Here is a 21255-nt window from a genome sequence, read left to right on the forward strand (position 1 = left end):
AATCTTAATTAAGATAAATTTATCCTAATTGAAAAATTAAATAAAATCACTAAAAAAATAATACTAATGAGACCATCCAACCTTTTATTAAGCTTAACTTTTCTAAGCACCCTACTATTAACGTCTTGTTTTAAATCGAAAGAACAGGAGTATGAAAATACCGCAGACATACCTGTAAGCAGAGAAATGATTGCAGAGTTAACATCTCCGCCAAACGTACCAACTCCAGTTGGCCGACGTAAAGCAAAAAAACTGATTGTAAAAATGGAGATTCTTGAAAAAGAAGGCGAAATGACAGACGGTGTAAAATATATGTACTGGACATTTGGAGGCACCGTACCAGGCAGTTTTATTAGAACTCGTGTTGGTGACGAGGTAGAATTTCATTTACAAAACCACCCAGACAACAAATTACCACATAATATAGATATGCACGCCGTAACTGGCCCTGGTGGTGGAGCAGAATCTTCTTTTGTAGCACCTGGCCACGAAAAAACCTTCAGCTTTAAAACCTTAAATCCTGGTTTATACGTTTATCACTGTGCTACAGCTCCTGTTGGAATGCATATTGCCAACGGTATGTATGGCTTAATTTTAGTAGAACCAGAAGGCGGCTTACCTCCTGTAGATAAAGAATATTACATTATGCAAGGTGATTTTTACACTAAAGGCGCTAACGGCGAACGTGGCTTACAACCTTTTGATATGCAAAAAGCCGTTGACGAAAAAGCCGATTACGTGGTTTTTAACGGAAAAGTAGGCGCTCTTACTGGCGACAATGCATTAACAGCCAAAGTAGGCGAAACCGTGAGACTCTTTGTTGGTAATGGTGGACCAGGATTAGTATCTTCCTTTCATGTTATTGGTGAAATATTCGATAGAGTACATGTAGAAGGCGGCGATCTTATTAACGAAAACGTACAAACCACATTAATTCCTGCCGGTGGCGCTGCCATGATGGAGTTTAAAGTTGAAGTACCTGGTACATTTATTTTAGTAGACCACTCTATTTTTAGAGCCTTTAATAAAGGAGCCTTAGGAATGCTTAAAGTTGAAGGAGAGAAAAACAAAACACTTTATTCTGGCGAAATACGCGATGATATTTACTTACCAGAAGGTCCTGGAATACAAAACATGCCAACAACAGATGAAATTATAGCTTCGGAAATTCCTGCAAAATCGTTTGAAGAACAAATGGAATTTGGAAAACAAGCCTATATGCAAACTTGTTTTGCTTGTCACCAGGGTGAAGGCCAAGGTATTCCACATGCCTTTCCTCCATTAGCAAAATCCGATTATTTAAATGCAGATGTAGATCGTGCTATCGGTATTGTTCTTCATGGTAAAACCGGCGAAATTACGGTTAATGGCGAAACTTATAATAGTGTTATGACAAGACAAATGCTATCTTCAGATGAAATAGCAAACGTACTAACCTATGTATACAACAGCTGGGGTAACTCTAAAAAAGTAGTTACAAAAGAAATGGTAGACAAAGTAAAAAACAGTAAATAATTAATATTATGAAAAACCTAACCTTTAGATTCTTGCTTGTTTTGTTGGTTGTCCAAACATTGGCGCATAGCCAATCTAAAGGTATGGTTTTTATAGAAGGTAGCCGATATATTCCTCTATATAGCAGGGACTCGACGGTTGTAGAAGTTAAAGATTTCGAAATGGACATCTACCCTGTTACAAATTTAGAATATCTCAATTTTTTAAAAGAAAATCCAAAATGGCAAAAATCTAACATTCTAAAACTATTTTCGGATAAAAGCTATTTGGCAAACTGGAATTCTAATTTAGAATTAAAATCTACAGAAAATTTAAACAGTCCAGCAACCTATATATCTTGGTATGCCGCTAAAGCCTATTGCGAATGTCAAGGCAAGCGCTTGCCAACCGTAGACGAATGGGAATATGCAGCCATGGCAGACGAAACCACAAGAGATGCACGCGTTAAACCATCGTTTAATAAAAAAATACTAGCTTGGTATGAAGCTCCGCACTCTAATGAAGACACTATCGGGTTACATCCAAAAAATGTTTGGGGTGTTTACGATTTACACGGTTTGGTTTGGGAATGGACACTCGATTTCAACTCTGTTTTAATTACAGGCGAATCGCGAAAAGATGTTGATAAAGATTCTAATTTATTTTGTGGAAGCGCCTCTTTAAACGCTACCGATTTAATGAACTATGCTGCATTTATGCGTTACGCTATACGCGGAAGCTTAAAAGCAAAATACGCTATGAAAAACCTAGGCTTCCGTTGCTTGAAACCTGTTAAAAATTAATTATTATGAAAGCATTAAAATTCATCCTTATACTATTTACTTCAGGGTTGTTAATACAAAGCTGCAAGTCTGATAAAAATACTGAAGTTTCTCAAGTTTTTAAATGCCCAATGGCCTGCGAAGGTGATAAAACTTATAGCGCATCAGGGAATTGCGCTGTTTGCAAAATGGATTTAGTAGCTATTAATGAAACTGCTAAAATTATAAAAGACGATGATAACATTTCCGAGGAATCGATATTTAACCTAACCTCAAAATGGCAAACCGAAGAAAACAAAACCATTGAACTCAAAGCACTAAAAGGAAAAACTTTAGTGATGGTAATGATTTACACCTCGTGCAAAGCAGCATGCCCAAGATTAGTTGCCGATATGCGGAACATTGAAGCACAACTTCCTTCCGAGAAAATTAAAGATATTCAGTTTGTTTTAATAAGTATCGATCCATTAACCGATACACCAAAACGCTTAAAATCTTTCGCTATTGAAAATATTATGGATGGTGAACAGTGGATGTTTTTGCAAGGCACAGAAAGTAGCGTTCGCGAATTTGCTAATGTACTTTCTATGAAATACAAACAAATTTCACCTATAGATTTCTCGCACTCTAATATTATAAGTGTATTTAATCCGGCTGGTGAATTAATACATCAACAAGAAGGTTTGGGCGTTAATAATAAAGAAACTATTGAAACCATACTTAAAACGGTGCATTAATAGGTGTATTACATTTCTGTTTACAACTAAAACAAAACCTTTTAATCTTGTTTTTTTCGAATTAAATTAAACAGTATTAAAGTGATTCCGAAAGGCAATAAAATACTGAAATAAAACAATAATTGGTAATAATTTGGTAGCAACCCGCTTCCTGTAAAAAACTTATATCCCTGAATAAGCAACATTAATTCCGTTAAAACAAAACCTCCTAAAAAACTATATATCCCAAGATAAGCAGTTTTAGAATAAGACAGTAAATTGTTTTTCAGAATGAAGGCAAACAAAAACCCAGAAACCACACCAAGCATTAATAAATGGATAAAACCAATTACAAAATTGCGATGTCCATAAACCGCATTGGCAAATTCCGGAAAAATAGAAGATGCTTGACAAATGGTTTTTAAAACAAAACACAGCACAGCAAAACGATACAAATTAATTACAACAAGATTATCTCCACTAGCCACTTTATTCTCCTTAAACTTAATAAGTTTTACAAATAAAACAAGTAGAACTAATTGTAACACAACGCCAACACCATTTATCCAAGGGAATACCATATGCGGTGCAAACCACTGAATAGGTAGAGCAAACGTTAATACAGTTGACACGATTAAAACCCAATAGAAAGCACTAAATAATTTAGAATTTTCTATTTTAAAAAGATGAAAAAACACAGCCAAAACAGCAATTAAGAACCAACCATTAAATTGAAAATGTAAAAAAAATTGAATTGCTATTTGATAAAACGCAGAAGCTTGCCCCAACATAGAAACAGCAGGCCCTAAACACCAAACTCCAATGGTAGAGCTTACCATAAACACGAGCGCTGTTTTTAATAAACGGCTAGTAACTGGCGATTCCGTTTTATGATGTTTCCAAACTAAGTAAGCAAAATAATAACTACAAAAAATATGCAAGGTTGAAAATGAAATTGAAACCATAGCATAACCTTGAAAAGGAAAACTTAAAACCATACCCAAAACAGCAAACTGAGTAACCCAAAATAACTTGTTGTATACCGGCTTTTTTTCAGGAATAAAATAATGTACAATACAAACATAAAGCATTAAATACACCCAACCCAACATAGCAACGTGAGAGTGCGCATGGGTTAAAAACCTATAATTTAAACTTATAGAATCTAAAAAGGAATAACGCAAAGCTAAACCCAATAAGGCTGCAATTAAGAAATTAAATAAACAAATTACTACTAACTTTTTAGGCATTATTATGGTTTCTGGCACACTAAATATAGTAAACCTTTTTATGGTAAATAAATATAAAACTAATTGTGCAACACGAGTATAGGTTTTGATAATTTAGAAATATTGATTTTAGTATTTCCTTTTGAAAACAAATGCTCTAAAAAGCCTTCATGCCTTACAAACAAAGCCATAAAATCTACAGTATTTGTTTGCAGATAACTTAATACAGCATAATCTATAGGTACCATGTTTACAACATTATATTTACAATTTAATATAGATAAGCTAGATCTATCTTGTTTTACTATGTCTAGATTTTCTTTATTCGGCATAAGCCTTAAAACATTAAGATGTAATTGATAGGTTTCCATAAACTCTAACAAATCGGTAAATTGATTTCCGTCTATAACATCTCTAGGCCCAACAGATAAAAGTAACTCCTTAATAGGTGTAAACCTGTAACCTTCTGGAATAGCCAATATTTTACAATCCACTTTCCTGATAACATTAATGGTATTACTACCTAATAAAATTTCTTTGGCACCAGTAGCACCATTGGTTCCCATAACAACAAAGTCTATATTTCTGCTTACTACAGCCTGATTAATAGCATCAATAAATACATCAAAATCAATATAAATTTCAAATTGATAATCGAAGTTTTTATACGTATTCTCTAATTCTGCTTTTAGCACATAAAGTTTCCCTTTAGGCTCTCGCGTAATAGATTGATAAATACTTTCACCAGGGAAACGCATTAAATCATCGGAAGTGAAACTCCCCATTTTATGCACATTCATGAGATGAAATTTACATTTTTGATTCTTAAAAAAATGCATGGCGTAATGTATGGCGTTTATGGAATTAGCCGAAAAATCCGAAAGTAAGAGTATATTTTTCATAATGGTGCCGATTAGTTCTTCAATTTATTTTAAAAAAACCAGAAAAAACATGACCAAAATCACATAAATACCAATTAAGCAAATAGTTACACACTTAAACCTTATCAAAAACCAATGCTTATAGACAAACAAAAACCCTAAAATATTATAAAATTAATACAGTAGGGTTTTTAAATTAAAACAAGAATTACACGTTACTTTTAAACAAAGCGCTTCTCTAATTTTATCGCCTCTGGAAATAAAATATTATTTTCTAAATGTATGTGTAAATGCAAATCTTTCTCAAACTCATCGAGCATGGCGTAGGTTACCTTATAAGTATTACAAGCATCTGCCGGCGGGTTGTAATTATCTGTAAGTCCAGCTATTTGTCTAAAACGTTCACCTTCATTATCATGTTCACTCATCATCATGGCTATTGGGTTTTCAACAGTACCAAAATGTGGTGCTTGCACAGCGCCATCATCTAAAGTCGCCTTCACCATTTTTTTTATAAAAGGAAAAAGGACAAGTTCTTCTTTTTTAAGATGAGCCGATAATTCTCCAGCCGAAGCTATAAACAATTCGTTCACTTTAAAAAGTTCGGGATGGCGTTCTCCATGCACTCTGCAAAGCTTATCTAAAAACTGGCGCAGCACCGGTATTTTCTCTTCTACGTATCTATGGTGGGTTTTTTCAATATATTCTGCTAGCAAATCTAATGGCCAAGATTTATAATCTATAGATTGGCCAGTAGTTGTGCTCAGTACAGACTCCAATTCTTCTAATAACATATTACTATCTATTCCCTTTTTTTCGCAAGCAGCTTCCACAGATCGATTACCGTTACAGCAAAAATCTATTTTATACTTAGAAAAAACAGCAGCAGTTCTAAAATCTTCTGCTACAAATTGCCCGATGTGTTTTTGTGCGTCTTTATGTAGTGTTTCCATAATTATTTTATTTCGGATAAATTTATCCTATTTATATTCAAATTTTTTTTATGTCTTTAAAAATGCAGACCCCGATTTAATATTAAGCGCCAACTCTTCTAAAGTAGTGTTTTCCAACATATTCTGAAGTTCATCTCTAACAATTTTAAATTTATCGTGTGCCGGACATGGGTGATTTTCATCACATTTTTCCAAACCTAAACCGCAGCCCATATAAATACTATCACCATCGATCGCTTTTACAATTTGAGCTAATTTAACCTGACTAATTCTATCTTTTTGTATTTCAAAACCACCGTAAGCCCCTTTAACAGAACTCACAATATCATTACGTACTAAAGATTGTAATATTTTTGCAGTAAATGCCTGAGGCGAATTAATTTTCTCGGCTATTTCTTTGGGACTAACACGCTTGTCTTCATAGGATTTTGTAGCAATAAAAATTGCTGCTTTAATTCCGTACTCACAAGCTTTAGAAAACATAATACTTATTTTATAATACAAATATATGAAGATATTTTTAAATAGGATAAAAACATCTTTATTAAATTTTAAGAATATTTATTTTTAAACCAAACCTTCTGCCACTCGCGTTTCAAAATTAAAAACATAACTTCTTCCGATAGTTTTAAAACATCATCTCCATTCAAAGCTTTCACATCTTTTTCAGGAACATCTATAATGTAAAGCAAATTTAAATACTCGTTAAATTTTTCTTGAATAAGCTTGTACACCGTTTCATGAAGTAACAACTTCAAGCTAGACGGTAAAACTTCTTCATGAAAATCTAAATCTACATTGGCCAACAAAAAGTCTTTGTTAAGCTGTAAAATCAGTTTTTCATATAAATTTAAAGCATTTGCTTCTTCAATTAAATGATCAAAACTAGTGGGTAACTGCATCATGTAAATTTACACTTCCGTGGAAAAAATAAAAACTTAAACCGTACGGTTCATTAAATTACTACCAAACGTTTTAAGTATGGCTTTTTTAGGCTCCGGAATATTTAAAGATTCCAACACTGCAAAGGCTTTTTCAGTATAAGCTAGTATCGCCTTTTTAGTCGCTTCCGCCGAACCTGAATTTACAAAGTATTGTTTTGCAGTTTCTATTTTAGTTGTAACATCTTCCGGATTAGAAGCAAATAATTGGCTTAACGCCACACTATCTTCCTCATTAGAAAACTCTAAAGCTTTTAAATATAAATAGGTTTTTTTATTCTCAATAATATCACCACCAACTTGCTTTCCAAAGGTTTTTGGATCACCAAAAGCATCTAAATAATCGTCTTGTAATTGAAATGCTATACCTAAATAACGACCAAAACTATAAATATTACCCTGATCTTCTTTTGAAGCTTTCGCAACAATGGCACCCATTTTCATGGCAGCAGCAACTAAAACCGCGGTTTTGTATTCAATCATTTTCAAATACTCAGGTACACTAACATCTGTTCTAGTTTCAAAATCAACATCATATTGCTGACCCTCACAAACCTCTAAAGCCGTTTTGCTAAATAACTTAGCAAGCTCTAAAAAAACCGGAGCCTCGTAATTTTCAAAAAGTTGGTACGCCATAATAAGCATAGCATCTCCCGAAAGTATAGCTGTATTTATATCCCATTTTTCGTGTACCGTTTCATGTCCTCTACGTAAAGGTGCATCGTCCATAATATCATCATGAACTAAAGAAAAGTTATGAAACACCTCAATGCTTAAAGCGGCGTTTAAAGCATCTTTATAATCGTCTCCAAAAATATCGGCAGCCATTAAAGTTAAAACTGGCCTTAACCTTTTGCCGCCTAACTCCAAAATATATTGAATTGGCGCGTAAAGATTTTCAGGCTCTTTTACAGTAGAATACGTTTCTAAATATTCTATAAACTCGTGTTGGTATTTTTCTATTGAAAGCATCGCGCAAAAATAAAGGAATTGAACATATTAAAAACCCTGAAAGTAAATTTAATATTAAAAAATGATTAAAACTCAGGAAACTATTTTTGTTTTTAAAGTTTCCTGTTGTACATTTGCCACGAATTATGAGAGAAAAAATAGTACATAAAGCCACCGATTTATTTTTAAACCTAGGATTTAAAAGTGTTACAATGGACGATATTGCTCACGAAATGGGCATATCTAAAAAAACCATTTACGTGCATTTCGCCAACAAAACCAAGTTAGTAGAAGCGGTTTCGTTTTCTGTTTTCGATGTTATTTGCAATGGTATAGACAATATTTGCTGCAATTCGATAAACCCTATTGAGGAATTATACGATATAAAAATGTTTGTAATGAATCATTTAGAGAGTGAAAAATCGTCTCCTCAATTTCAACTTAAAAAATATTACCCTCAAATTTATGCGACACTGCATTTAAAACAATTTGAAAAAATGCACGATTCCGTTAGTGATAGCCTTCAAAAAGGTATTGACACCGGCCTATTTCGTGCCAATATAGATATCAATTTTATTTCTAGAATGTATTTTAATGGAATGACGGGTATTAAGGATGGCACCATATTTCCAACAGATTTATTCTCTATGGATTACTTGATGGAAAGCTACTTAGAATACCACTTAAGAGCCATTGTTACCGAAAAAGGATTTGAAACTTTAAATAAATTTATAACAAAAACTCAATCATAAAATGAAAAACAAACTAATTATATTTTTTAGTTTATTAGTTTCTATAACGGCTATTTCGCAAGAAGAAACCAATAGCTTCTCTTTGGATGCTGCTATAGATTTTGCTCTTGAAAATAACAGAACGGCAAAAAACGCTTCCAGAGATATAGATGCCGCGAAGGAACAAAAATGGGAAACTACTGCAGCAGGTTTACCACAACTTAATGCAGCCGTAGATTACCAAAATAGTATAAAACAGCAATTACAAGTTGTTGAAGCCTCTGCTTTTGGTGGTCCTGAAGGCGAATACACAGCGCTTGCTTTAGGCTTGGAACAGAGCTTAATTGGTTCTGCGACTTTAAGTCAGTTACTTTTCGATGGTTCTTATATTGTTGGTTTACAATCGGCCAAAGTATATTTAGAAATATCTAAAAATGCTAAAACTAAAACAGATTTAGAAGTTAAAAAAGCAGTAGTTAATGCTTATGGCAACGTATTGCTAACAGAAGAAAGTGTTGCTATTTTAGAACGTAACAAAACTGCGCTTCAAAAAAACCTAGATGAAATTACTAAAATTTACGAAAATGGTTTAGAGGAAGAAGAAAGTGTAGAGCAATTAAAAATAACCTTATCAAGCATTAAAAGCACCCTAAACAATAGCATTAGATTGAAAAAAGTAGCTTACCAAATGCTTAATATTACTTTAGGTCTAGATATTGATAATAATACAGTGCTTACCGACAACCTTGAAACATTAACAGCGCAAAACATCGATTTAGAGTTAATTGATAATCCATTTAATATAGAAAACACCATAGATTATAAAATTGCCGAAAACGATAAAACATCTAAGGAGTTATTATTAAAATTAGAGAAATACAAAAACCTACCTACAATTAGCGCTTTTTTAAGTGGTGGTTATACTGCTTACAGCCCAGAATTTACGTTTTTAGATAGTGATCAAAAATACTATGGTTATGCTATTTTTGGAGCAAAATTAAGTGTTCCTATTTTTACTTCTGGAGCAACAAAATCTAAAATACAACGTGCTAAAATAAACTTAGAAAAGGCTGAAGATGATTTAACAGAAACCGAGCAACAATTAAAACTTCAAATCGCATCGGCTAAAAGTGATTATCAATTTGCTATCGAAGAGTATTCAAATAAAAAGGAAAACTTAAACCTTGCCGAGCGTATTGAAACTAAAAACCAAACCAAGTTTTTTGAAGGTATTGCTTCTAGTTTCGATTTAAGACAAGCACAAACCCAACTTTACTCGGCACAACAAGAGTTTTTACAAGCCATGCTTAATGTTATAAACAACAAAGTGGCTTTAGAAACTATATCTAATCAAATAAACTAATTCATCATCAAAATAAAATTTACTAAAATCAACAATACAATGAAACATATATATTCACTCTTAGCCATAGCGTTAGTTCTTTCTTCTTGTGGTAGCGAAAAAAAGCAATCTGTAGAAGATGTTATTGCAACCAATAATTTGGAATTAATTCATCAAAAGAAAGCCGAATTAGAAACTATCGAGCAAGAACTTGCGGGACAATTAAAACTTTTAGAAATAAAAATTAAGGAAATAGATCCTTTAGAAAAAATCCCTTTAATAACTACTTTTGAAGTTAAACATTCCCTTTTTCAACACTATGTAGAATTACAAGGTAACGTAGACACAAAACAAAACATTGTTATTTACCCAGAATATTCGGGCGTTTTATCTAATGTATATGTTAAAGAAGGGCAACGTGTAACCAAAGGGCAATCGCTTGCTAAAATTGACGATGGTGGATTAAACCAACAATTAGCTCAATTAAAAATTCAAACCGCTTTAGCAAAAACAACCTTTGAACGTCAAGAACGTTTATGGAACCAAAAAATAGGTAGTGAAATTCAATACCTACAAGCCAAAGCTAATTTTGATGCACAAGAACAAGCCGTTGGACAACTACAACAACAGTTAAGTAAAACTATAGTTAGAGCTCCTTTTTCAGGAACTATAGATGATGTTATTACAGAGCAAGGTAGTGTAGTTTCTCCAGGACAATCGCAACTTTTCCGTATTGTAAACCTTCAAGATATGTACATTGAAACCGACGTACCTGAGCGTTACATTACTGAACTAGCACCAGGGAAAGATGTAAAAGTAGACTTCCCTATTCTTAACAAACAAATAGATGCTAAAGTGCGTCAGGCAGGAAACTTTATCAACCCATCAAACCGTACGTTTAAAGTTGAAATAGCTATCGATAATAAAGATAGAACTATTAAACCTAACCTAACGGCGAAGCTTAAAATTAACGATTACACTAACGATAATGCTATACTTATTCCGCAAAGTATTATTTCAGAAAATGCAGAAGGCAAACAATATGTTTACGCTATTAGTGATAAAGCCGATAACCAAGCTAAAGCAAAACGTGTTTTTATTGAAACAGGAAAAACGCAAGGCGATTATATAGAAATTCTTTCTGGACTAGAAAACGGAAGCGAAATTATAAACGAAGGTGCCAGAAGTGTAAAAGATGGACAAAGCGTAAAGATTTTAAACATTGAATAAAATCATTCTAAATTCTAGACCAATAATACTAACGTCTAAAGATTAAATACTGATGACTAAAAAGAAGAAAGAAGTACTAAAAGAATTTCGCTTAGCGTCTTGGGCCATAGACAATAAAACAACAATGTATGTTTTAATTGCGCTCATACTTTTTCTTGGAACAGGTTCTTACTTTAGCATGCCTAGAGAGAACTTTCCGGAAATTAAAGAAACCAAAATTTATATTAGCTCTATTTACCCTGGGAATACTGCCGAGGATATTGAAAAACTAATAACCGACCCAATTGAGGATAAATTAAAAACCTTAAGTAATGTTGTTGAAATCACCTCAACATCGCAAGAAGATTACTCTATTGTAGTTGTAGAATTCGATGAAAAAATTACCGTTGAAGCTGCCAAACAAAAGGTTAAAGATGAAATAGATTCGGAATCTTCGGGAGAAGATTGGCCTACATTTAACGGAGCCAAGGTAGAACCTAATGTTTTCGATTTAAGTATGTCGGAAGAAATACCCATTCTCAACATTAATATCTCTGGCGATTATCCTGTAGATAGACTTAAGGAATTTGGGGAATATCTTGAAGATGAAATTGAAAACCTTCAAGAAATTAAACAAGTTGATATTCGTGGCGCCCAAGAAAAAGAAGTTGAAGTTGCTGTAGACATCTACCAAATGATGGCGGCTCAAGTAAGTTTCGATGATATTCTAAATGCCATAGGAAGAGAAAACATGACTATGTCTGCCGGGAATTTAATTTCTAGTGGACAACGACGTACCATTCGAATTTTAGGTGAAATTGAAGATCCAAAAGAGCTAGAAGGCTTTGTTGTAAAATCTGAAATGAACAACCCTATTTACTTAAAAGATGTTGCTAAAGTAAGTTTTAAAGACGAAGACAAAACCACTTACGCTAGAGAATTCGGCCATCAAGTGGTTATGCTAGACGTTAAAAAACGTGCTGGCAAAAACATGGTTGCAGCGGCAGAACAAATAGAAGTTATTGTTAGCGATGCCATAAAAAATGTATTTCCACCCGATCTTAAAGTTACTATTGCTAACGATCAATCGTCTAAAACCATTGGGCAAGTAGACGATTTAGTAAACAATATTATTTTTGGTATTATACTAGTTGTTACCGTTTTAATGTTCTTTTTAGGATTTAAAAACGCACTTTTTGTTGGTTTTGCCATCCCGATGTCTATGTTTATGTCTTTAATGATACTAGACTTATTAGGCTACACCATGAACACCATGATCCTTTTCGGACTTATTATGGGCCTTGGTATGCTAGTAGATAACGGTATTGTAGTAGTAGAAAACGTATATCGCCTTATGAGTGAAGAAGGCATGAGCCGTATTGAAGCTGCTAAAAAAGGGATTGGCGAAATTGCTTACCCAATTATTATATCTACAGCAACTACAGTTGCCGCCTTTATTCCTTTAGGTTTATGGCCAGGTGTTATGGGGCAGTTTATGAAATACTTCCCGATTACGCTTTCAGTAGTTTTAGGATCTTCATTATTTGTGGCTATCTTTTTCAACTCTGTTTTAGTATCTAAATACATGACAGTTGAGGATAAAAACATGCCTTTAAAACAAATTGTTAGAATTTCGGCAATATTCGGAATTATCGGACTCTTAATTATGTTCTTCGGTGGTAGTTACAATGCCTTAGGGACACTAATGGTATTTGTTGTTGTCCTACTTTGGATCTACCGCTTATTCCTTAGAAACTGGTCTAATAGTTTTCAAAATAAAGTACTACCGCTTTGGGAGAAAGCTTACGAGAAATCACTTCGTTATGCATTAAGCGGCAAAAAACCAATACTTATTACTGTTGGTACTTTTATCTTATTAATTGTTGCCTTTATGGGCTTTGGTGCATCGGTAGGCAGCCAACGTACCAAAGTAGAATTTTTCCCAGACAATAAGCCAAATCAAATTATTGTTTACATAGAATATCCAGAAGGTACTGATATTAAAAAAACCAACGCCATTACAAAAGAAATCGAAGGTCGTGTTTATAAAATATTGAACGACGAGGTTTACATGAATGGTGATTTCAACTTTTTAACCGAAAGTGCTGTATCTCAAGTTGGAGAAGGCGCAGGAAATCCGCAAACTGATGGTGGTTCTGCTGCAGAAATGCCACACCGCGCAAAAATTACCGCGAGTATGCGCGAGTACAAATTCAGAGAAGGTGCAGATAGCCAAGAGCTTCTTAAAAAGGTGCAAGCCGATTTAAAAGATGTTTATCCTGGTATTGCTATTTCAGTTGAAAAAGATGCTAACGGACCACCTGCAGGTTACCCTATTAATGTTGAATTAGAAGGAAATGATTATAGCGAACTTATTGCTACAGCAGAAAGTATGCGCGATTTTATAAACTCTAAAAACGTTCAAGGTATAGATGAATTAAAGATTGATGTAAATAAATCTAAACCCTCTATGCAAGTTATTGTTGACCGAAAAAAGGCCGGAGAACTAGGTGTTTCCACAGGGCAAGTTGGTCAACAATTACGTAATGCAATCTTCGGATCTAAAGCTGGTATTTACAAAGAAGATGGTGAAGATTACGATATCTATGTACGTTTCAATAAAGAAGATCGTTATAATACTAGTGCTATTTTCAATCAGAAAATGACATTTAGAGACATGGCTTCTGGGCAAGTTAAAGAGATTCCGGTTTCTGCAGTTGCCAAACAAAGTAATACCTCTGGTTTTAGTGCTATAAAACATAAAGATGTAAAACGTGTTGTAACGCTTTACTCTGCATTGGCTCCTGGTTATACTGATGCCGCTGCTATTGTTTCTAAAATACAGAATGAAATGAAAAGCTTTACCCAAAAGCCTTCTGATGTTACTATAGATTATACGGGGCAAATTGAAGAACAAAACAAACAAATGGCCTTTTTAATGGGCGCCTTTTTTACAGGTTTGGGTTTAATTTTCTTCATATTAATATTCCAATTTAACTCGGTGTCGAAACCAGGAATTATTATGCTAGCCATCTTTTTAAGCTTAATTGGTGTGTTTGGTGGTATAGTACTTACCGGGAGTTCTTTCGTTATCATGATGACCATGATGGGAATTATTTCACTTGCCGGAATTGTAGTAAACAACGGTGTGGTACTATTAGATTACACCCAACTTTTAATAGATAGAAAGAAAGCGAAACATAATCTAGAAGAAGATCAGTATTTACAAACCGCTGAACTACTAGAAGCTATTATTACAGGAGGAAAAGCGCGTTTACGTCCAGTATTATTAACAGCTATAACAACAATTCTAGGGTTAGTACCGTTAGCTATTGGATTAAACATTAACTTTTTTACCTTATTTAGTGAATTCAACCCTCACATCTATATGGGTGGAGATAACGTTATTTTCTGGGGACCACTAGCATGGACTGTGATTTATGGTTTATTTATTGCAACCTTTTTAACATTAGTTGTTGTGCCTATTTTATTTTACTTGGTAACAAGATCTAAAATGAAAATATACAGCAACCGTGTTGTTGCATTAAAACCAATTGATGACAAAGAAGTTTTTAATACGAATAAAAGAATAGAAGAATAATTTAATTGTGTGACTAACTCGATTAATAGCGAAAACCCAGACTTTCTTAATTGAAGCGTCTGGGTTTTTAGTTTTTAAGAAGAATTAAACAAAACATTCCGCTATATAGAACAGATTCATACAAAAGGAAACGTGTGCGACTCCTCCTAGTATCGGCATGACTTAAATACATGTAATCACCTCTCGTCATTTTAGAGCAAAGAGAAATCACATAATGATAATTTGATAAACTAAAAAAAGCCTCGTAAATCGATTGATTTACGAGGCTTTTAAGATTAATAAATACTTTCTTCTTATTTTAAAATAAATGTTAATCTACCAAAAACATAACGTCCGTTAAAACCAAATTGAGAGGTTCTACGTGAAAATATAAATTGATCTCCGTATTGAGAACCTTCAAAAGGAACTTCATCTGGATAAACATCTAATAAGTTATTAGCTCCTGCTGTCAGTTTTAAGTTATCAGAAAAACTATAAGTTAAAGATAAATCTGTAATAATTTTTTCTCCGTAAGTAACTGGTGTGGTTGAACCTCTAAAATCAGGATCATTTACTGAACCAAAATATACGTTACGTAACATAAAATTCCAATCACCATTAGAGTAGTTATTCGTTAAATTCACCTTAGCTCTTGGCATTGCATCTTCAATATAACCTTTAAGTGTTTCATCTAAAATTTCTGTTCCAAGAATAGATTTAACATTCTTCACTTCTGTTTTAGAAAACGTTCCAGATAATATATTATTTAAAGTTCCATTAGTACCAATACTTGTTTTATGATCTATTACAATATCTAACCCTCTAGACTCTGTATCAAAACCATTAGTAAAAAATTTAGCAGCACCTGCAGCGGCAGCATCAAAAATATCTTGTTGCTCCGTTGTAGACGGCGTATAACTTCTTGTTATACCGACTCTATCATCAACATTAACCATATATCCATCAATAGTTATTTTTAAACCAGCGCTCGGTATTTTAGCAGTAAACCCTAAACTAGCGTTAAAAGAAGTTTCTTCTTCCAATTCTGGAATCGACAACAAATCGGCTAATCTACTATTGTTTGCAAAAGTTCCTTGCTCAATTGGAATACCTGCAACAAATTGCGTTGCGGTAGCATTAAAATAAATTTGATGTAAATCTGGAGCTCTAAAACCCGTACTTATTGCACCACGTATAGCACTATTCTCCGTTAATTTATATCTACCAGATAGTTTCCAGTTAAAGGTTTTACCAAAATCATTAAAATTCTCGTAACGTAATGCAGCACTTAATAAAAAAGCTTCAGTTAAATCTGCCTCTAAATCAACATAAGCCGCAAAACTATTTCTGTTTTGATCCACTTCATTTTCTGGTCTATATCCAGGAAAAACTTGAGCTCCACCAGGAACACCTTCACCAAAATAACTCGTTAAAATATTACTCGCATCTGTGTAGTTTGTTACAATTTCTCCGTTTGTATCATATTTTGAATAAGAAGCCTCTTCGCCTGCAATTAATTGATAATTTTCAAGCCTATATTCAGCACCAAAAGCAACATTTAAACCTTCAAAAGTATCTTCATAAAAATTTGACAAATCGAAGTTTGTTGTGTTTTGCGCAAATGAAAACCCACCAGCTTCAAATTCTGTTGGAGAAGAAGCACCTAAAGTTGCATTAACCGTATTTTTAATAGTAAAATCGAAACTATTCACACCGTAAGTATTAGAGAAATCTATATCCCAATCACCTATTTTACCTTTAATACCGGCAGCTATAGATTTATCTATAACACGAGAAGCTATATGTGGTAAAAACCCATTTGCAAAAGCTTCAGTATTAGCTCTACCATCTGTATAAGCTGGTCTTCTATAAAAACCTGCCGCAGAACCATCTCTAAAACTCATGCCTCCAAAAGAGTAAATAGCAGAACCATTATCGTCTAAAGGTATTTCCATGTTCATCATAAACTGTCCACTTCTTAATTTAGACTGCCCTACTTTCATTCTAAAATCATCACGAGTTAAACCACGTTGTGCTAATTCATAATCAGAAATAGGTGAAGAATTTGATGTGTCACCCACAAAAGTTGCCGAATCTGAATTAATAATATCTAAAAAAGAATCGCCTGCCGCAACACCATTATCATAAACAGTTTGTAATGTTGGATCTAAACCAGCAACATAATTAGCTAAATCACTTGGATCCATAGCAAAAGCATTATCGTAACCTAAAGTTCTTGTAGCAATATCAAACATTGTATAAATAGGTTGTCCCATTGAATCACTTCTGTTAGTTGCACCTCTTGTACTTAAAGACCCAGTAAAGTTAATATAACCACCATTGTCTCCTAGATCTACACCATAGTTAGCATCAATTTGAAATTTTTCACCATCAGTCCCTCCTTCATTATACTGATTAGAGTGCTTACTCATATTTGCACCCGAATTCACGTTTAAAGTCAGCTCGTTTGTTGCTTTTTTAAGAACAAGGTTAATTACACCAGCAATAGCATCAGAACCATATTGGGCAGCTGCACCATCTCTTAAAACCTCTATTCTTTCTATTGAAGCCGTAGGAATCGAATTCATATCTGTACCAACTGTACCTGTACCAACTGTACCATTTACATTTACTAATGAAGATTTATGTCTTCTTTTACCATTAATTAAAACCAAAACTTGATCTGGCCCTAAACCTCTTAAAGAGGCCGGATCAACGTGATCTGTACCGTCTGAAACCGTTTGAGTTGTTGATGTAAATGAAGGCGCAACATAATTTAAAATCTCAGTAATAGTTGTTTGAGGTCCTGATGTAGCAATTTGCGACATATCAATAACATCTACTGGCACAGGTGTATCAATAGATGTTCTAGATTTATTTCTAGACCCTATTAATACAACCTCGTTTAAGGCAACACCAGATTGCATGGTAACATTCATAACCATACCTGTAACGGTTTTGTCTTGCGTTTCATAACCTACGTACGAAAACACTAAAACATCACCTTTTTTTGCATTTACGCTATACTTTCCGTCAAAATCTGTGGTTGTACCCGTAGACGTACCTTTTACAATTACAGAAACCCCTGGTAAGGCTCCAGAGTCGTCTTTTACAGTTCCTGAAATTTCTTGGGCTAATGCCGCTCCTGATAGACCTATACAAAATAGAAACATCAGACATTTTAAATGTAGAATTTTACTCATAGTTATAATTTATTTGAATTAGTTCTAGCTAAGATATGCATATTATCTTGTAATTTAAACACTTACCGATAAAACATCACTTACAAAACAGCTTTTTAACAGTAAAAACCTACAAATTAAAGAAATGTTTTTGAGTCATTATTTTTCGAAATAAAAAAATAAAAAATATTACAAACCCATAACAATCAGCATCCTAAAAAATAAACAGTCAACTATTCGCGAAAAAATAAAACGTCCAATTAACGTTTTATTAGCGTTTGAGAATTATTTTAAATTTTCTAAAAAAAATGTTAAACTTAAAACAAAACCCCAGATTTTGGTGTTTTTTCCAAAATCTGGGGTTTCCATAAAATAGAAACGCTTAAATAAACATCTCTGCTAAAACAATAAAATGATCTCTAGAATTTAAAGGCTAAGCTTGCATTTAAAACAGTACCATTAAACCCAAATTGATTTACTTCCCAAGGGTATTTAAAACGACCTCCAAGATCGGTAACCACATCACCTTTAGCATCCAATTCATCTGGATATACATTAAGTAAATTATTTACAGAAATGTTACCCGATAGTTTTTCACTAAACTCATAACCAACAATTAAATCGGTGATTACTTTTCCGGCAAAAGTTTGATCCAATGCAGGACTACTGCCGTGTTGCCAGGTAACTTCTCCAAAATAAGTGTTATTCAAAATAAAATTCCATTTATTCAAATCATAATCTAAACCTAATAATACTTTAGATTTCGGTCTAGATGATGTAATTCTAGCCTGTTCTTTTCTACTAAAAATATCATAGCCGTTTGCAGCAAATATAGGAGGCGTATCAATCTCTCCTTTAATTGTAGTCTCGTTAAAGTTAGCAGCTAACGCAGCATTCAAAATACCTTCACCTAATTCAATATTAGTGTAGTTAATCACTAAATCAACACCCGAAGTATTAGTACTTACAGCGTTTACGAAAAACTTCAAACTTGTAATAGAATTAGCCGCCAACACACTCTCAACAGGATTCATTGACGAGTCATCTCCATCAAACCCAATTTCACCAGTAAATAAAACACGATCATCAACTTTAACATTATAAAAATCCGCTGAAACAGAAAGGTTAGATTTAATTTTATATGTAATACCAGCCGATATATTTTTAGACGTTTCTGCCGTAAGTTGTGGCACACCTAAATCTTCTCTAATAACAGGATCTACATTATTAAATGTTCCTTGGTTAGAAATACTTCCTCCGGAAACTAAAGTTTGCACATTACTTAAATATATTTGATGTAAAGATGGTGCTCTAAACCCAGTACTATAAGAAGCTCTCAATGCCCCTTTATCTCCTAAAGAATAACGCCCACTAACTTTCCATGATACGTTATCGCCAAAATCGCTAAAATCTTCGTAACGAATAGCCCCACCAATCAATAAAGCATCTGTTGGCTCCCACTCTAAATCTCCATAAACACCATAATTATGTCTATCGGCGCGCACTGCATTAGATGGCTGCAAACCAGGGAAAGATTGTGCATTACCATTCCCAGTAGGGTTGTAATAAGATGCCGCATCTCCCGCTCTAGCAGAAAAGTTTTCTTGCTTAATTTCTGCCCCAAAAGCAACATTAACCTTACCTAAAACTCTTGAAAAATCTAAATTCGCTAACGTATTACTAAACGTATAACCTCCAACTGCAAATTCTGTAGGACTGCTGGCTCCCAAATCTGGATTTAACGTGTTGTTTACATCATAATCAATTCTATTTCTTCCGTAAGTTCCACTAAAATCTACATCGAAATTAAATAGTTTCCATTTTACACCAGCTGTTAAATTGTTATCCATAACATCGGTTTCAAAAGTAGGCTGGAATCCATTATAATCTGAACCCGCTTCGTGTAATAAATTAAACGGATCTCCTACCCAATAAGGCGCTCTGTATAAAGCGAAACTTGTACCTTGTCTAGAAGTAAAACCACCAAAAGAATAAAACTCACCAGAATCATTATTAAACGGAATTCCTGCATTAAAAAACAAATCGATTTTTTTTAACTCAGGCTGACCAACATTCATTCCTAAATCTGGATTATCGGCTAACCAAGCTCCCCAAGTTGGATCATCAGCTCCTACTCCAATTAAAGCATCTGTTCCTGGAGATCCCGGTCTATTCGTTTTTTTCTGTTCATAATATCCAGCAGTAACATTTAAATATCCTCCGTTTTCACCAGTTAAACCTGTGTTTAAATCGACTCCAAAATTAAAACCATCGCCTTCAGTCGTAACACCAGAGTTTACGTTTACCGTAGTATATTCAACATTCTTTTTCAATACCATATTAATTACACCAGCAATCGCATCCGATCCATATTGTGCCGAAGCTCCATCACGCAAAACCTCGATACGCTCAATAGCTGCCGCTGGAATACTTTTTAAATCTACACCAACTTCACCTTTTCCTGGTGTATCATTAATATAAACTAAAGCACTTTGATTTTTACGCTTTCCGTTAACTAAAACCAACGTTCTACTTGGCCCTAAACCACGTAAATCTGCTGGATCAAAATGCGCTGTTGCATCAGATACGGCTTGAGTTGTAGAATTGAAAGATGGCACCTTATACGTTAACATTTTATCTATCGTTGGTTGCCCTGTGCTACGCATTTCATCTAAACCTATATTATCAATAGGCACAGGAGAATCTAAAATAGTTCTCGGTTTCGATCTATTTCCTGTTAATACAACAGCATCTAGAGCAACGCCAGATTGCATAGTCACATTCATTTTATTTCCGGTAACGGTATTTTCTTGTGTCTCATAACCCACATAAGAAAACACTAAAACAGCTCCATTACTAGCATTAATGTTATACTTGCCATCAAAGTCCGTGGTGGTTCCACTAGACGTTCCCTGTACAATTACCGATACACCTGGCAACGCGCCAGAATCGTCTTTAACCACACCGGTTACTTGTTGTGCAATTAATAAAGCTGGAGCACTCAAAAAAAAGAGGAACATCAACCATTTTGTGTTCAAAAATTTACTCATAATGTTATTTTATTTAAAAGTTAGTTAATGCTAATATATGCATATAATTATTTCATTTACAAGAATATCGCAAAATTTTAAGCATAATAATTAGATTATAACATCGTTAAGCACAAAAAACCAAAGTATCAGTAAATGCCTAAGCCATTTTATTAACGCATTACACTTTTACAATCTCAATCCATTTTACCAACTCACGAGTTTAAAAGCTTCA

The 21255-nt window shown here is 33.9% G+C and carries 15 protein-coding genes; 7 read left to right on the forward strand and 8 right to left on the reverse strand.

All coding sequences use genetic code 11. The annotated features are described in order from the left end of the window. Positions 1 to 66: 66 nt before the first annotated feature. Genes nirK through V6246_RS08550 form a run of 3 tightly spaced genes read left to right on the forward strand, consistent with a single transcriptional unit; the run spans position 67 to position 3013 of the window. The gene (gene nirK / locus V6246_RS08540; RefSeq protein ID WP_074936927.1) at positions 67 to 1515 is read left to right on the forward strand and encodes a copper-containing nitrite reductase; all 1449 of its coding nucleotides are present in this window, start codon (positions 67 to 69) and stop codon (positions 1513 to 1515) included. Positions 1516 to 1523: 8 nt separating this feature from the next. Continuing rightward, positions 1524 to 2297, forward strand: a complete 774-nt coding sequence (locus tag V6246_RS08545; protein ID WP_341560015.1) for a formylglycine-generating enzyme family protein — start codon at positions 1524 to 1526, stop codon at positions 2295 to 2297. 5 nt (positions 2298 to 2302) lie between these two features. After that, positions 2303 to 3013: an SCO family protein gene (locus V6246_RS08550; protein ID WP_341560016.1), complete on the forward strand. Its 711-nt coding sequence runs from the start codon at positions 2303 to 2305 to the stop codon at positions 3011 to 3013. A gap of 41 nt (positions 3014 to 3054) precedes the next feature. Here V6246_RS08550 and V6246_RS08555 read toward each other — a convergent pair whose 3' ends face one another. From V6246_RS08555 to V6246_RS08580, 6 genes are all read right to left on the reverse strand, one after another. Further along, positions 3055 to 4242 carry a hypothetical protein gene (locus V6246_RS08555; protein WP_341560017.1) on the reverse strand — a complete coding sequence of 396 codons (1188 nt, stop codon included), beginning with the start codon at positions 4240 to 4242 and terminating at the stop codon, positions 3055 to 3057. Positions 4243 to 4301: 59 nt separating this feature from the next. Further along, positions 4302 to 5123, reverse strand: a complete 822-nt coding sequence (locus V6246_RS08560; RefSeq protein WP_341560018.1) for a universal stress protein — start codon at positions 5121 to 5123, stop codon at positions 4302 to 4304. A 200-nt stretch (positions 5124 to 5323) separates the two neighbouring features. After that, a complete protein-coding gene (ric, locus tag V6246_RS08565; protein WP_341560019.1) occupies positions 5324 to 6055 on the reverse strand; it encodes an iron-sulfur cluster repair di-iron protein in 732 nt (243 codons plus the stop codon). A gap of 48 nt (positions 6056 to 6103) precedes the next feature. Next, positions 6104 to 6538, reverse strand: a complete 435-nt coding sequence (locus tag V6246_RS08570; protein WP_282148527.1) for an RrF2 family transcriptional regulator — start codon at positions 6536 to 6538, stop codon at positions 6104 to 6106. Positions 6539 to 6606: 68 nt separating this feature from the next. Beyond that, positions 6607 to 6957 (reverse strand): hypothetical protein, encoded by a 351-nt coding sequence (locus V6246_RS08575; RefSeq protein WP_282148810.1) that lies wholly within the window; start codon positions 6955 to 6957, stop codon positions 6607 to 6609. Between the two features lie 36 nt (positions 6958 to 6993). Continuing rightward, positions 6994 to 7968 (reverse strand): polyprenyl synthetase family protein, encoded by a 975-nt coding sequence (locus V6246_RS08580; RefSeq protein ID WP_341560020.1) that lies wholly within the window; start codon positions 7966 to 7968, stop codon positions 6994 to 6996. Positions 7969 to 8093: 125 nt separating this feature from the next. Here V6246_RS08580 and V6246_RS08585 point away from each other — a divergent pair, with 125 nt between their 5' ends. Genes V6246_RS08585 through V6246_RS08600 form a run of 4 tightly spaced genes read left to right on the forward strand, consistent with a single transcriptional unit; the run spans position 8094 to position 14830 of the window. After that, positions 8094 to 8699 (forward strand): TetR/AcrR family transcriptional regulator, encoded by a 606-nt coding sequence (locus V6246_RS08585; RefSeq protein WP_042496500.1) that lies wholly within the window; start codon positions 8094 to 8096, stop codon positions 8697 to 8699. Between the two features lies 1 nt (position 8700). Next, complete coding sequence (locus V6246_RS08590; protein WP_341560021.1) at positions 8701 to 10041, forward strand: TolC family protein; 1341 nt, start codon at positions 8701 to 8703, stop codon at positions 10039 to 10041. A gap of 39 nt (positions 10042 to 10080) precedes the next feature. Beyond that, on the forward strand, positions 10081 to 11250 hold the full coding sequence (locus V6246_RS08595) for an efflux RND transporter periplasmic adaptor subunit (protein ID WP_341560022.1): 1170 nt from the start codon (positions 10081 to 10083) through the stop codon (positions 11248 to 11250). A 52-nt stretch (positions 11251 to 11302) separates the two neighbouring features. After that, positions 11303 to 14830 carry an efflux RND transporter permease subunit gene (locus tag V6246_RS08600; RefSeq protein WP_341560023.1) on the forward strand — a complete coding sequence of 1176 codons (3528 nt, stop codon included), beginning with the start codon at positions 11303 to 11305 and terminating at the stop codon, positions 14828 to 14830. 293 nt (positions 14831 to 15123) lie between these two features. Here the strand turns inward: V6246_RS08600 and V6246_RS08605 are convergent, their stop codons facing one another. Together V6246_RS08605 and V6246_RS08610 are read right to left on the reverse strand one after the other, a co-directional pair. Continuing rightward, positions 15124 to 18012, reverse strand: coding sequence for a TonB-dependent receptor (locus V6246_RS08605; RefSeq protein WP_341560024.1), 2889 nt, complete (start codon positions 18010 to 18012; stop codon positions 15124 to 15126). Positions 18013 to 18410: 398 nt separating this feature from the next. Next, positions 18411 to 21041, reverse strand: a complete 2631-nt coding sequence (locus V6246_RS08610) for a TonB-dependent receptor (RefSeq protein ID WP_341560025.1) — start codon at positions 21039 to 21041, stop codon at positions 18411 to 18413. Positions 21042 to 21255: the final 214 nt, after the last annotated feature.

Origin of the sequence: Algibacter sp. TI.3.09, from assembly GCF_038154905.1 — a bacterium.
In the GTDB taxonomy this organism is placed as follows: Bacteria; Bacteroidota; Bacteroidia; order Flavobacteriales; family Flavobacteriaceae; genus Algibacter.

Coding starts and splice junctions, on each gene's coding strand:
- ric (WP_341560019.1), bottom strand. CDS start 6,055: ATGGAAACACTACATAAAGACGCACAAAAACACATCGGGCAATTTGTA.
- V6246_RS08585 (WP_042496500.1), top strand. CDS start 8,094: ATGAGAGAAAAAATAGTACATAAAGCCACCGATTTATTTTTAAACCTA.
- V6246_RS08600 (WP_341560023.1), top strand. CDS start 11,303: ATGACTAAAAAGAAGAAAGAAGTACTAAAAGAATTTCGCTTAGCGTCT.
- V6246_RS08550 (WP_341560016.1), top strand. CDS start 2,303: ATGAAAGCATTAAAATTCATCCTTATACTATTTACTTCAGGGTTGTTA.
- V6246_RS08595 (WP_341560022.1), top strand. CDS start 10,081: ATGAAACATATATATTCACTCTTAGCCATAGCGTTAGTTCTTTCTTCT.
- V6246_RS08575 (WP_282148810.1), bottom strand. CDS start 6,957: ATGCAGTTACCCACTAGTTTTGATCATTTAATTGAAGAAGCAAATGCT.
- V6246_RS08555 (WP_341560017.1), bottom strand. CDS start 4,242: ATGCCTAAAAAGTTAGTAGTAATTTGTTTATTTAATTTCTTAATTGCA.
- V6246_RS08610 (WP_341560025.1), bottom strand. CDS start 21,041: ATGAGTAAATTTTTGAACACAAAATGGTTGATGTTCCTCTTTTTTTTG.
- nirK (WP_074936927.1), top strand. CDS start 67: ATGAGACCATCCAACCTTTTATTAAGCTTAACTTTTCTAAGCACCCTA.
- V6246_RS08580 (WP_341560020.1), bottom strand. CDS start 7,968: ATGCTTTCAATAGAAAAATACCAACACGAGTTTATAGAATATTTAGAA.
- V6246_RS08545 (WP_341560015.1), top strand. CDS start 1,524: ATGAAAAACCTAACCTTTAGATTCTTGCTTGTTTTGTTGGTTGTCCAA.
- V6246_RS08570 (WP_282148527.1), bottom strand. CDS start 6,538: ATGTTTTCTAAAGCTTGTGAGTACGGAATTAAAGCAGCAATTTTTATT.
- V6246_RS08605 (WP_341560024.1), bottom strand. CDS start 18,012: ATGAGTAAAATTCTACATTTAAAATGTCTGATGTTTCTATTTTGTATA.
- V6246_RS08590 (WP_341560021.1), top strand. CDS start 8,701: ATGAAAAACAAACTAATTATATTTTTTAGTTTATTAGTTTCTATAACG.
- V6246_RS08560 (WP_341560018.1), bottom strand. CDS start 5,123: ATGAAAAATATACTCTTACTTTCGGATTTTTCGGCTAATTCCATAAAC.